The organism is Aquimarina amphilecti, assembly GCF_900109375.1.
Taxonomy (GTDB): Bacteria; Bacteroidota; Bacteroidia; order Flavobacteriales; family Flavobacteriaceae; genus Aquimarina; species Aquimarina amphilecti.
In genome coordinates this window covers 23,390-35,724 of the sequence record NZ_FOAB01000007.1, presented here as the reverse complement: position 1 = coordinate 35,724, position 12,335 = coordinate 23,390, and the positions used below count along the sequence as shown (strand labels likewise).

13 protein-coding genes are annotated in these 12,335 nt (G+C 30.5%); 4 read left to right on the top strand and 9 right to left on the bottom strand.

The window, feature by feature from the left end; translation table 11 throughout:
- Nucleotides 1–9 precede the first annotated feature (9 nt).
- Nucleotides 10–651 (bottom strand): orotate phosphoribosyltransferase, encoded by a 642-nt coding sequence (pyrE, locus tag BMY33_RS17745; RefSeq protein ID WP_091411047.1) that lies wholly within the window; start codon nt 649–651, stop codon nt 10–12.
- Between the two features lie 8 nt (nt 652–659).
- Here pyrE and BMY33_RS17740 point away from each other — a divergent pair, with 8 nt between their 5' ends.
- Both BMY33_RS17740 and BMY33_RS17735 read left to right on the top strand, forming a co-directional pair.
- Complete coding sequence (locus BMY33_RS17740; RefSeq protein ID WP_091411045.1) at nt 660–1,265, top strand: NUDIX hydrolase; 606 nt, start codon at nt 660–662, stop codon at nt 1,263–1,265.
- An 81-nt stretch (nt 1,266–1,346) separates the two neighbouring features.
- A complete protein-coding gene (locus BMY33_RS17735) occupies nt 1,347–2,315 on the top strand; it encodes a hypothetical protein (RefSeq protein ID WP_139195695.1) in 969 nt (322 codons plus the stop codon).
- Between the two features lie 99 nt (nt 2,316–2,414).
- Here the strand turns inward: BMY33_RS17735 and BMY33_RS17730 are convergent, their stop codons facing one another.
- The 7 genes from BMY33_RS17730 to BMY33_RS17695 all read right to left on the bottom strand — a co-directional run bounded on the left by BMY33_RS17730 (nt 2,415) and on the right by BMY33_RS17695 (nt 8,368).
- Nucleotides 2,415–3,515: a DUF4056 domain-containing protein gene (locus tag BMY33_RS17730; protein WP_091411041.1), complete on the bottom strand. Its 1,101-nt coding sequence runs from the start codon at nt 3,513–3,515 to the stop codon at nt 2,415–2,417.
- 18 nt (nt 3,516–3,533) lie between these two features.
- Nucleotides 3,534–4,289: a tetratricopeptide repeat protein gene (locus BMY33_RS17725; protein WP_091411039.1), complete on the bottom strand. Its 756-nt coding sequence runs from the start codon at nt 4,287–4,289 to the stop codon at nt 3,534–3,536.
- On the bottom strand, nt 4,256–5,359 hold the full coding sequence (locus BMY33_RS17720) for a glycosyltransferase family 2 protein (RefSeq protein ID WP_091411037.1): 1,104 nt from the start codon (nt 5,357–5,359) through the stop codon (nt 4,256–4,258). The genes BMY33_RS17725 and BMY33_RS17720 overlap by 34 nt, the downstream gene beginning before the upstream one ends.
- Nucleotides 5,356–5,976: a 1-acyl-sn-glycerol-3-phosphate acyltransferase gene (locus BMY33_RS17715; RefSeq protein ID WP_091411035.1), complete on the bottom strand. Its 621-nt coding sequence runs from the start codon at nt 5,974–5,976 to the stop codon at nt 5,356–5,358. The genes BMY33_RS17720 and BMY33_RS17715 overlap by 4 nt, the downstream gene beginning before the upstream one ends.
- Nucleotides 5,973–6,632, bottom strand: a complete 660-nt coding sequence (locus tag BMY33_RS17710) for a carotenoid biosynthesis protein (protein ID WP_091411034.1) — start codon at nt 6,630–6,632, stop codon at nt 5,973–5,975. The genes BMY33_RS17715 and BMY33_RS17710 overlap by 4 nt, the downstream gene beginning before the upstream one ends.
- 178 nt (nt 6,633–6,810) lie before the next feature.
- Nucleotides 6,811–7,509 (bottom strand): lycopene cyclase domain-containing protein, encoded by a 699-nt coding sequence (locus tag BMY33_RS17700; protein ID WP_091411030.1) that lies wholly within the window; start codon nt 7,507–7,509, stop codon nt 6,811–6,813.
- Between the two features lie 22 nt (nt 7,510–7,531).
- Nucleotides 7,532–8,368 carry a phytoene/squalene synthase family protein gene (locus BMY33_RS17695; RefSeq protein ID WP_091411028.1) on the bottom strand — a complete coding sequence of 279 codons (837 nt, stop codon included), beginning with the start codon at nt 8,366–8,368 and terminating at the stop codon, nt 7,532–7,534.
- Nucleotides 8,369–8,915: 547 nt separating this feature from the next.
- Between BMY33_RS17695 and BMY33_RS17690 the strand changes: the two genes are divergently transcribed.
- Together BMY33_RS17690 and BMY33_RS17685 are read left to right on the top strand one after the other, a co-directional pair.
- Entirely contained in the window at nt 8,916–9,833 is a 918-nt protein-coding gene (locus tag BMY33_RS17690; protein ID WP_091411026.1) for a hypothetical protein, read from the top strand.
- Entirely contained in the window at nt 9,830–10,510 is a 681-nt protein-coding gene (locus BMY33_RS17685; RefSeq protein WP_091411024.1) for an ATP-binding cassette domain-containing protein, read from the top strand. The genes BMY33_RS17690 and BMY33_RS17685 overlap by 4 nt, the downstream gene beginning before the upstream one ends.
- Nucleotides 10,511–10,513: 3 nt before the next feature.
- Here BMY33_RS17685 and BMY33_RS17680 read toward each other — a convergent pair whose 3' ends face one another.
- Nucleotides 10,514–12,259, bottom strand: coding sequence for a M14 family metallopeptidase (locus BMY33_RS17680; RefSeq protein ID WP_091411023.1), 1,746 nt, complete (start codon nt 12,257–12,259; stop codon nt 10,514–10,516).
- Between the last annotated feature and the right edge of the window lie 76 nt (nt 12,260–12,335).

Sequence of the window (12,335 nt, the reverse complement as noted above, 5' to 3'; positions counted from 1 at the left end):
ATTAAAAATTTATTGATTCCACTCTGCAGGATTTGTTCTCCAGCTTTGCAGCGTTTTTTGTTCCTCTTGTGTTATATAATTAGTATCTAATGCTTGTTCCAGAAGATTTTCGTAATTACTTAATGTGTGCAAAGATAATGCCGCTTCTTTAAAATTTTTCGAAGCAATATCAAAACCATAGTTGAAAATAGCAACCATTCCTTTTACATTTGCATTGGCTTCTTTCAATGCTTTAACTGCGTTGAGGCTACTTTTTCCGGTACTAATTAGATCTTCTACGACAACAACATTTTTACCAGAAGGAACGATTCCTTCTATTTGGTTTTTTCTTCCATGTTTTTTTGCTTCAGGTCTAACATAAATAAAAGGAAGATTTAGTTGTTCTGCTACTAGCATGCCAATGCCTATAGCTCCTGTTGCTACACCGGCAATAACATCCGGTTTTCCATATTTTTCTTCAATAAATTTAGCAAGATTCTCTCGTAAAAAATTACGAATAACAGGATACGACAAAGTAACTCGATTATCACAATAAATTGGAGACTTCCATCCAGAAGCCCATGTAAAAGGTTCTTGCGGTTGTAATTTAATTGCGTTAATTTGCAACAGTAGTTCAGCGGTTTTTTTAGCTGTATTTTTATCAAAAATCATAGTTGCAAATGTATAAAGTTTTTGTGAATAATACGCCTATTATTCTTTCAACAAAAGAGGTTATTGAGGATTATGAGACAATTCATATCAAAGAAATAGATTTTCCTAAAATTATCAGAGATATTTTAGAGAAAGAAAATCAGGATAAGGAAGCTAAATATCATTTTTATCATAAAAATGAAGAAAAATTATTAGAACATTTATATACGAAGTTACCGGTGGTGGTAGCAGGAGGAGGTAAGGTGTATAATAAGAAAAAAGAAGTTCTTTTTATTCATCGTAATGGTAAATGGGATCTTCCGAAAGGAAAAGCGGAAAAAAAAGAAGACATAGAAACAACTGCTATTAGAGAAGTAGAGGAGGAAACAGGTGTTTCTGGGTTAGAAATCACCAAGTTTTTATATAGAACCTATCATGTTTTTAAAAGAAATGGAGAATTTAGGTTAAAGGTTACCTATTGGTTTGAAATGAAAACTGAATATAAAGGAATCTTGATACCTCAGAAGGATGAAGGGATTATGAAAGTTAAATGGAAAGATGCAAAAAAAGCTCGAAAGGCCCTTAAGGATTCATATGCAAATATTAGACAATTGTTTTCGCATGAGTATTTGTAATAATAAGTTTACTTATTTATGATTAAGATATGTAGTATGTTTATGAAGGGGTCCTGTATCCGATATGTTTTTTTAATGTTAATGATAAACTTACAGGCTCAATCATATAAGGAGTATCCTCCTGTGATTGAAGATTTTAATAATGATAATGTACTGGATACGTTGTATTCTTTTTATGAAAGTGGGAGTACATTTGGAGGGACAGATATTAAAATTGTGAATGGGAAGAGCAATGAAGTTTATAAATTCAGTGATTTTGGTTGTTATTGTGAGATGAAACGTATTTATCCTATTCCTGCTTTATTAAGTAAACCTGAAAACAAACCATTCTTGTCAGTTATTCAGAAAAAATTATTTTCAGAACCAAGGGAAAAACCGGATCCTTCTCTTGAGTGGATTTTCAAAGGGTATTCTTCAAAGAAAAAAATACCTGAAAATAAATACTTTAACTTAATTATTTATCCTGAAGTTAACTGGGATACTGAAAAGATCAAAATCCCAGATAATTATTCTCTTGTCTTAAATAATGATACGTTGAATTTATTATTGAACGAGGAAGATTCGTTGTTTAGTGTAAAAGATAAAACTGCTTTTTTATCCTATTGCGGGAATTGTCATTTTTATAATAAGTCTTCTCCAGAATTAGTTGTAAGTGATAATGAATATAAAATATATAAAACCTCTCACGGAATTTTTGTTGTAAAAGGCGATTTACAAAAATGGCTTTTGGTAAATGATCTTAATTTAACCGGTAGTCCTGAAAAATTGAGATGGGATTCTATATTACAAGTGGATTTAATTGATAAGTATTTAATTATTCAATTTTCTGGTGCACCCGATATATTTGATAGCATATATGTAGGTAATATAGAAACAGGTGTTTTGGGGAGATTAAAGTATCCTTTTAGACGTAATGTTGAAGATTACGAAGGAGGTTTAGTGATAGGTGATAAAATTAGATATAGTGATGAGGAGGAGGAATCTTTTTTTGTTAGCTATAATGATGTTTTTAAGGAGTTGGAAAGGCTTTATGATAATTTAAAAAAATAGACTTCTTTCGGATGATAGGTTTGCTTGATAAAGGAACCCTTTATGTGCTTGGTTTGTTATTATGTTTTATAGAGAGTAACCACTAATTTGAAAAGGTTATTATTTTCGAAGACTTTCTTTTCTTTCTGTCAATACGCTTTGTTCCATGACTTGTATCTCATTACCAATTCTATTCAATAATACGCTAAAATCATCTTGATTGATTAGGCTACTTTCTCGACCTGGAAAAATTTCTTCTACAGGAAATCTGTAATTGAGGTCAATAGTAAATTGATAATAATTAGTAAGTAACTCACCTTTTGTATTTAAAAGAGGAACGTCTAACGTAATTGATTCATTATTGTTATTGGTTTGATTTGGTATTATCCAGGGACGACTCGAACTAAGAACATTAGGGTCTCGTTTTAGAGTAATTTTGGAACTAGGGATTCGTTTTTTATTGGTATACCACTTATTGTTTATAGCATCATATGCGTCATACGTTTCTTTTGCTGTCTTTACGACATCTAAACTATCTAATGTCGATTCGATAATCATCGTTGCTGCCTTGTTAAAGGGAAGTTTTGATTTCAAAGTTTTCATCCCTATGTGGATTCCAAGTAAGTTTGAATAAACATCTTCAACTGAAAAACTAGAAAATTTTTCTGGGATGAATGGAATAGTTGATGCTCCATACCAAGTAGAAATCTCATGCCATAGAGAAAGATCATATGTTATTTTTCCGGCTAATAGAATACAATCACTATTGCTAAGCTCTTCGGGTATATTTAAGTATAAGGTTTTGCGTCCTGCTTCGTTACGTAAAGGCAAAATTATTTCGCCTTTACCTTTACTATTTAGAATAGTAGTATATAAATAACGAGTCCAATCAATTTGATCCCGCAAGTGACCAACGTCGATAAAACCACCTTTATTAGTGTAAATAGTCCCAGTACCTTCACTCTTTTTGCCCATATAGTGATGATCACTTAATTCATCAATGCTAATTACTTGATCAATAGAAACAAATGGCACTCCCCATATTTTTAAATCATAACCAAATGCACAACAAGCTCTGATAATACGAGGAGGAGTTTTACTTAGATTAACGTCACTATCTGATGTGTTTTGAGCGCTTAAGTTTGTAGGGATTGCAATAAAGCTTAATAGTATAAAGAGTTTTATACAATGTAATACTGTTCTGTATGTTGTAAATTTCATTGAACTAGATGATAAGTGTTATAGATTGTTACGCTTTAACATATCAGGATAGAGTTCATCTTCAACCCACATGAAATTAGGAAATATTCGCATTATTTTCTCATAACATGATTTGGCTAGCTGTATTTGATCTGTAGCTTCGTATGCTTGTCCTAATGCAGTCATTGTATTGATGTACATCCAATTGTTGACAACCAGTCCTTGTTTCTCAAAGCTTTCAACTGCCTTTATGTAGTATTTAATCGCTTCAGCTTTATCTCCGCCAAATGCAGATGGGCGATAATACATCGAGTTTCCTTTTTCAATATTCCCTTGGATATTTTCTGGATCTAGTTCAATAGATTTATCTATGTATCTCATGCTTTTTCTTCCTAAATAAATAGCTTTTAAATTAGAGATACCTATGGTAAATGCAATGTAAGCGCCCTTGTAGGCTAGCAAGGTTGCGTTATCGGGTGATTTTTCTAATAATTGATCAATAATTTCCTCTGATTTGTCGATGTATTCTTCGGCAATATCATCTTTTTCGGCTCCAATTAACCAGGCTGTATAACCATAGTAATAACTAATAAGCTCTAGTTGTTCCTCAAAACTATTGGGGTTTACGTTTTTTTCGCACGAATCCATTAACTGGAACCACTTATCCATTTTACCTCTAGAATAAGCTTTGTAAATAGGATCACGATAAGGGCTTTGAGAAAAGCTTAATTGTATTGAAAACAGTAAAGTAACGATCGCAATTATAGATCTTGTAATATATTTCTGTCTTTCCATATTAGTTTTTTCTGTTTGTTATTTATGAGTCCCTTAATTATTATTAAAAGAAATATAATGTGTTGTGGTAGGACTAATAGTACATTTTGAATAACTGATTGTTGGCTTGCCAGCATTACAAAAAATCGGATACATACTATGCCAGCTAGGTAAGCAGTTAACCACCATAAGCCCATGTATAGATATACTACAAATGGAGCAATAGTAGTTAATATCCCAAAAGTTATAGTTACTAAAATGCTATTTCCAAAGAATTGAAATATGTTTTTTATGAACCCCTCAATCGCTTCATCTAATCCAACATACATTCTGCAAGAAATATCGTTATCCCCTAAGCGAGTATCACTAGCAAGGCCTTTTTGTTTAAATAACCTTATAATCGCTATGTCTTCTACTTTATGAGATTTATATTTTTCGTGAGGCCATATTGCCTTATATGTAGCTGCTTTAAACATCATGAATTGACCATTGGCAGCAGAAAAAATTTTGTTTTTTGACTTTCGAATTAGATATATTGGAAGTATACTCAATAAAACCCAATTCATTAGAGGTACAGAAACTTTTTCTCCAAAAGATTTTACTATTTGCTTTGGAAATATTGATAGCAAGTGAAGCTCGTGTTTCTGCAAGTAGCTGATACTACGTTTGATTACGCCTTTTTTTACACTTACATCTGCATCTAAAAACAGTAATATCTCACCAGTTGCAGCTTGCGCTAGTTGATGACAAGCGTGATTTTTACCTAACCAACCTTTTGGAAGCGCATCTCCATTGATGAGCTTAATATTAGATTTAAGTGCAGCCCAATGCTTAATAATACTTTCTGTTTTATCTGTAGAATGATCGTTGTAGACTATGATTTCTAGCATACTATATTCAAACGTTGATAATTGCTTAAGTAAAGCTCCAATGTTTTCTTCCTCATTACGCGCAGGTATTAAAACGGAAACAGATGGTACTGATATTAACGGAGTAGTTTTTGGTAGGTACGCAAACGAAAGGTAGTTAACAAATGCTACAAGCAATCTGATAATTAGAAGAGTTATTAAGAAATAACAGAAATAAATCATCTTACACCTTGTTTTGAGAAACACGATTTTGCAAAACGATTAAATTCTCGTTCTACATCTTCGGCATTCATAGTTGAACTTATAGTATGTGTTTCATAATGAACATGCATATCAGGTCGGAGTTTGGTTCCGTAATTAATAAGGTTGACATTGTAAACCAATTGATAATCGTTTTTTGTCTTTTCTAGAATATGCGAAAGTAAGCCTTTTTCAAAAGTAAATTCTCTTGTATAAATGCTTTGAATTTTTCCTTGTGGAAAAAATAAAAATAAGTTCTCCTTATTTTGTAGCATTTCGACAGCATAATCAAGGCTCGCTATACTTGATCTTTTACCCTTATTGATTGAACTAGCTCCAATTTTGGTTAATAGCATATTTTTTTTCAATTCCTTTTCTAACATCATAAAATTAAACCTTCGTTTAAAAATTTTGATATTTAATAAGATTTGGATAAAGCCATCATAAAAAGAAAAATGATTACTAATCATAAGTATAGGTAGTCCTTTTTCTTCATAATTACCAGTGTATTTAATGCTTCCGAAAAAAAAACCTATTAGTATTCTCGTGTAATAACCAGAAAATTTCACCCAGAGTTTACTATGATTAGCTCGTATCATTTCTTAATGTAAATATTGTGAATAACTAGGATTATGAAGAAACTAAATTGGATAAAGAATAACCAACGAGCAGGTCGATTGTTTGTGTTTATCTTAAATTTCTGAACAGCCCAATTAAATATTAAAGCAAGAAGGAACCAAGCTATATAGTTGTTTATAGGAGGATCATTTTTTGAAAACATCCACATGTCAATTAAAGGAGCTGCTTTTTCAAGTAATAAATCATATATAACCATCAATGATGCTGCACCTAGAATAATAGGAACGTTCTTGGATGTATATCTAGAAATGATTCCATTAGATGCATACGATAGGAAAACCCAGTTAAGACCAATAATAACAGGTACATTTTCTATTTTAATACCGAGTCCTTCGCCATACGCATACACACCAAATAGTTTGCCAGTTGCTACACCAATAATTTCGATGATAATACTTAGTATAAAAATACTAGTTAAAACAGCAATCGTTTTTGTACTCCATCCTTTATGATGAGAAAATACAGCTGCGGAAACTAATACTAAGGTATAAGGTGTTATTAGTATAAATAAATTATGAGTAGAAGGGGTGAAATATAAGACCAACCCTACACAGTAAAAAACTATGAAAGTTATCGGAAGCCCTTCGTTCATAATATATTTAATTATCCGATTCATTTATCGTGGGAGTATTTCATTAACGAGAATTGTCGTACTAATAGGATAGATTGATATTCCATAATGTAGTCGAATACTTTCGTTAATTGCTTACGTGTTTTTTTGTTTATAGGAAAAGTGTTTTTTTCTAATAAAAAATTAATCAATTCATTAAATACAAAGTCTATCACTACAATCTTCATACCTTTTTGTTTTTTTTAGATCTCATCTCAAAAATATGAGTTAGCATTAAAGGTGATAAAAGCAATGAAAAATTGTAAAACATATCTTCAAGTGGAATTGAAAGTACTCGAATTCCCAATATTACTTCTGGATTATAGTCGAAAACAGCTTGTTCAATTCCTGTTCCTGTTAAGATTCCGTTTATGATAAAAAAAGGGATGAGTAAAATCGGATATATTGCTAAATAATGTTGTACTACTTCTCTGGTAAAATAATAGCTTAGTAAAAGGACTACTGGTAATACAAGAAAATTAACAAAAGTATAGGTGAGATCTGTGTTTAAAAACGAGGTTGTAATCGATGCTGTTACAATTAGAAAGGTTAAAATTTTTGTCCATTTTTCATTTAATTTAAAGTTAGGAAAATGAAACTTAACTGCATAAAATGAGAATGCGCAAGCATATGGGATGGCAATAAAGAATAAGTATTCTTCTAAAGGAAGTTTATTTATATAAATCCCTGAATTATACATTGGATTAAAAAACCAGCATCCTATATGAGTAAAAATTATATCCCAAGTAACAAAAACAACCAATGTTATAAGGATGGCAGGAAGCAAATATTTCCAACGCTTATAAAGTTTAAGGTTTTTTTCGAAACTCAAAGCTAGAGGTCCAGCAAGTGAAATAATAAGAATAATTAAGTAGAGAGACATAGTTCTGTAATTTTATTGCACTCTATGCCAGTTTAAGTTTGTTGCTAATGTAAATAGATGCTAATGTCCATATTTTAGATCTATTAGGTATTCGAACTCGTTCATTGAGTAATTTCTCAACAGGAGTATATTCTATCTTGGTCGTAAGTTTAGTATAGTAAAGATAGGCTGCATAAACTCCATTTTTTGAATTGTCCGGTAGTTCTTTAATTCCTTCTAAAGCAACTTTAAAATCTTCGTTTATATATTCTATGATTTTTTTCTTAATATTTTCAGTTAGCTCATTATCCCTTAAAATAGGGAAGTAGATGCGGTGTAGTTGATTGATATCATCATTGATGTCACGAAGGAAATTTACTTTCTGAAAAGCAGAACCTAAACGCATCGCTGCAGGTTTTAATGCTTGATACCTTTCTTCGTTACCATTAACAAAAACCTTAAGGCACATTAATCCCACTACGTCAGCTGATCCGTAGATATAAGCTTTGATTTCTTCATCATCAAACTCTTTTTTTGATAAATCACTACGCATACTTTTTAAGAAGGCTTGTATTAATTCATCATCAATATTATATTTCTTAACAGTTATTTGAAACGAGTTTAATATTGGATTAAGACTTATACCTTGATTATAGGCGCGGTAGTAGTCTTCCTCAAAATTCGAAAACAAAGTAGCTTTATCGTAATTATGGAATGTATCAACAATCTCATCTGCAAAACGTACAAAACCATAGATACTAAAGATGCTGTCTCTTATTGATTTATCAAACAGTTTAATACCCATAGAGAATGAAGTACTATAGTTTTGTGTAACAATTTTACTACACTTAAATGATACATTATCAAATAATTCCTTCATTTACTGTTTTTTAAATTTTTTTAATGCAATTTTGCATTGGTAGAATATGGCTATTCTTCTTACTTCAATCTACTTTTTTGCTAGAGAGCGATCAGTGTCCAATAAGTTGTTTAAGCATTAAAACTATTTAATTCTTAATTGTTGTTACCTAGTATTTTGATAAGTTAATATCATTTGCAAAAGTAATCATCTTTTTCAAACTACCCCACTTTTTAAATTTGCAATCAAACTATTCAATAAACCTTCTGTAGTGTGGTTTGATTATCATTAGAGTTTAATAATAAATTATTAGATATACTTGTGATAATTTAAAGTATATCTGAAAATATTACTAAAGATTATGATAAAAATCTAATGAAAAATTATATGGGTTATATGATGTTTAAGAATTTTTTTACTACTTCTAATTATTTTTTAAAGTCATTAGAATGTTTTTTTGGTAAATTAAAACTATCAATAATCTTTTAAAAGTTGAATAATTAACATTGTAACTTTTATGGTTATGATGTGACCAATGATATGTATTCATTTTTTTAATCAATAATTTTTGAAGTATTATTATCAATTACAATGTAAACGTCTTTATCGTTCTTTTAAAGATTTTGGGACTGAACCTATAATTGGGTTTCCTATAATCATTGGATTGTTTTATTGGTTGTCGTTATCTTTTTTTAATCAAGTGCCTTATGCGTCCTATGTTTATGTATTATTAAGTACAGTTTTTATTTATGCTTTTAATACTTCGGGGCATAATGAATTCATAAAACAACATTTTTCAACTTCTAATTTCAGAAAAATTAAATTGCTTAATAGTTTGATAGGAGTAATGCCATTTGTAGTATTCTCATTGTACAAAGCATGTTACATAGAGGTGTTTTTGATATTTGTATTAGCTTTGTTAACTTCGTGGGGTAGAAAGAGAAATAAAGTATCTCTAATAATACCAACTCCTTTTAATAAACAACCTTGGGAGTTTATAATTGGATTCCGTAAAACTTTTTGGTTGTTTTTTTTAATATATGCATTGGTTATTGTAGCTATTGTTAAGGGTAATTTTAATCTTGGCTTGTTTTCTATAGTAGCTATCTTTTTTATATGTTCTACTTACTACCTGAAAAAGGATCCAGAATTTTATATTTGGATATATGCAATGAATTCTAAAGAATTTTTGAAATATAAAGTTGTAACTGCTCTCTGGTATAGTTTTATTTTAACCATTCCGATATGTATATCTTTATCTCTTTTTTATGCGGATCAGATACATGTAATATTACTTTTTTTGATTTTAGGTTGGGTGTACTTGATTATGTATGTGTTTATGAAATATGCTTTTCAGAGTCAAGGATTAGAAATTATGCAAGGAGTAATTGGAGTATTATGCATTTTGTTTCCTCCGTTAATGGTAATAACATTACCTTATTTTTATAATAAAGCTTTAAATAATTTAGATCTATTACTAAAATGATATCAATAAAGTCTTTACAAAAATACTATGGCAGTCATCATGTGCTTAAGGATATTAATCTAACATTCAATCCTGGAGAGATTCATGGTGTTGTTGGAGAAAATGGAGCTGGAAAAACTACTTTGTTTAGATCGATATCTGGGATAGAAAACTTTAATGGAACAGTAGAGTATACAAAAGGTAATATTAAGAATGTAATGGGTTTTTTGCCAACGGATCCCGATTTTTTATCCAAGGTTACTGGTAAAGAATATCTGCAGTTATTATGCAATGCAAGAAATATTAAAGTTAATAATTTTGCCGAAAAGAATATTTTTGATTTACCATTACAACAATATGCGGAAAGATATTCTACTGGTATGAAAAAGAAGTTGGCTTTTACCGGTATTCTGCTTCAGGATAATGATATTTTTATTCTAGATGAACCTTTTAATGGGGTTGATATTTATAGTAACACAGTTATTACTGAAATTCTTGCTAAACTGAAACAACTTAATAAAATAATAGTTTTATCATCTCATATTTTTTCTACCCTTTATGAAACGTGCGATTATTTACATTATTTAAAAAAAGGGAGTATTGTAAAAAGTGTAGATAAAACACAATTTGAGAGCATAGAAAAAGAGATGCAAGCATCTGGTATTAAGGTTAAAATTGATAATCTAAATTTGAAATAATAATTATTTCAGAATTCGATAAACAGGATATCGCATATGGGCTTTTTCATAATTATCTGATTGTTTGTGGATCCAATCAAGTTGTGCGTACCAATTGTTAGCAAAAAGAGAGTCTTCTTTCTTTTTTTCAAAATTTTGTCTGAGACTCTCATCATTTTCTAATAATTCCAATGCTTTATCCTCCCAAACGTATGGCGAAAAACCTTCTTTTTGTTGTAAAATGGTATCAAAGAAATTCCAGTTAAAAAATGAATCCGGAGCTTCTGGTTCTAATGTTTCTAATAAATATCTAAATCCTTTTTGGTTAGTAGGAATTATATAATCTCCTTTTAGAAAAGTTATTGTTTCTATACTTTTTCTGATAGAAGTGGAGTAATGTAAGTAATGCCCCTCATAAGGTGTTTCTCTACTTTTGTAATCTTGGATATGATATACCTCTACAGATATGGTAGTGTCTTTTTCTAAAGCTTTATAAGATATTTCATTAAGACTTAGTTTTTCTAAAACATTCCAAAAACCTTTTGGGAGAATATAGGAAGAAGGAATTGTGATTTCGGAAGTAGGAAGAAAATAGTTTTGGTATCTAACTTCTTTCGTATAGGGTTTCTCTTGATCATATTTTAACCGTTTGGCACCCGTAATTTTACTGTCTATGTAACTTCCTTCGTACCCTTTAAAACTGAAATTAGTAGCTTTAGTAGTATCTACTTTCCAGTTTACAGGATATGTCTTTTGTTTTGGTAAATCAATAAAAGCTTGTTGACGAAGATTTTTTATTTGTTCCCCATCTTTTTCTGTAATATCAATCATGGATTTCATTAATTCATATGTACCTAAAACTCTTGGTTTATAAGGTTTTAGCATGTGTGTTTCTACCATCATTCCTAAGGTGTTCCATAATGTTGTGTATCCTGTCGAATATCTAGGGGAATCCATGAATTGTGTCCATCCCTTATCAGGAGTTGTTCCCCAAACATTTACATAAGGTGTAATGTCCCAGTCTTTATTAGATAATGACTTTTCCAATTGTGGATGCATTTCATTATGTAAATAGTTGCCGAGATTACCATTTAATTTATTATGCTGCGTAAATAGATGGGTTAGCGTATATTGATAATCAGCACCATTGCTAACGTGATTATCTATGAAAACATCAGGTTTTGTTAAATGAAAAATCTTTGCAAACGTCTGGGCATTTTTTGTGTCATTTTTTATAAAATCACGATTTAAGTCATAATTCCGTGCATTTCCTCTAAAACCATATGCTTTAGGACCGTTCTGATTGGTTCGGGTGCCTGTATTTCTATTTAGCGCACCTCCAATATTATAAATTGGAATTGTAGCTAAAACAGTTTGTTTAGGTGCTTCAATAGTTCCGTTAGCAATATCTCTAAAAAGAAGCATAGTTGCATCAATACCATCGCTTTCCCCAGGATGAATTCCATTATTGATTAGTAAAATACGTTTGTCTAATCTTATTTTTTCAAAATCAAATACTTGATCAGGGTTAAGTGTAACAATATGAAGAGGGTTGCCACTATCTGTAATTCCAATTTCTTGAATATTGATTTCTGGGTATGCTTTAGATAAGTTTTGATAAAATGTTATTACTTCGGGGTATGTCGGAGTTTCCGTTCCATCACTTTTTTCAAAAATTGTAGTGAAATCAAAATTTTCAGTTGAATTATCTTTCTTGGTGTTACAGGAAATAATAGTCAAAATACTGATAATGAGAGTGATGTTTCGCATGTATGATGTGAGTTAGGCATAAATATACTAAGTTTTATATTTTTAAGATCTTCTATAACGTTTTAGTTTCATTCTT

Coding starts and splice junctions, on each gene's coding strand:
- pyrE (WP_091411047.1), bottom strand. CDS start 651: ATGATTTTTGATAAAAATACAGCTAAAAAAACCGCTGAACTACTGTTG.
- BMY33_RS17740 (WP_091411045.1), top strand. CDS start 660: ATGTATAAAGTTTTTGTGAATAATACGCCTATTATTCTTTCAACAAAA.
- BMY33_RS17735 (WP_139195695.1), top strand. CDS start 1,347: ATGATAAACTTACAGGCTCAATCATATAAGGAGTATCCTCCTGTGATT.
- BMY33_RS17730 (WP_091411041.1), bottom strand. CDS start 3,515: ATGAAATTTACAACATACAGAACAGTATTACATTGTATAAAACTCTTT.
- BMY33_RS17725 (WP_091411039.1), bottom strand. CDS start 4,289: ATGGAAAGACAGAAATATATTACAAGATCTATAATTGCGATCGTTACT.
- BMY33_RS17720 (WP_091411037.1), bottom strand. CDS start 5,359: ATGATTTATTTCTGTTATTTCTTAATAACTCTTCTAATTATCAGATTG.
- BMY33_RS17715 (WP_091411035.1), bottom strand. CDS start 5,976: ATGATACGAGCTAATCATAGTAAACTCTGGGTGAAATTTTCTGGTTAT.
- BMY33_RS17710 (WP_091411034.1), bottom strand. CDS start 6,632: ATGAATCGGATAATTAAATATATTATGAACGAAGGGCTTCCGATAACT.
- BMY33_RS17700 (WP_091411030.1), bottom strand. CDS start 7,509: ATGTCTCTCTACTTAATTATTCTTATTATTTCACTTGCTGGACCTCTA.
- BMY33_RS17695 (WP_091411028.1), bottom strand. CDS start 8,368: ATGAAGGAATTATTTGATAATGTATCATTTAAGTGTAGTAAAATTGTT.
- BMY33_RS17685 (WP_091411024.1), top strand. CDS start 9,830: ATGATATCAATAAAGTCTTTACAAAAATACTATGGCAGTCATCATGTG.
- BMY33_RS17680 (WP_091411023.1), bottom strand. CDS start 12,259: ATGCGAAACATCACTCTCATTATCAGTATTTTGACTATTATTTCCTGT.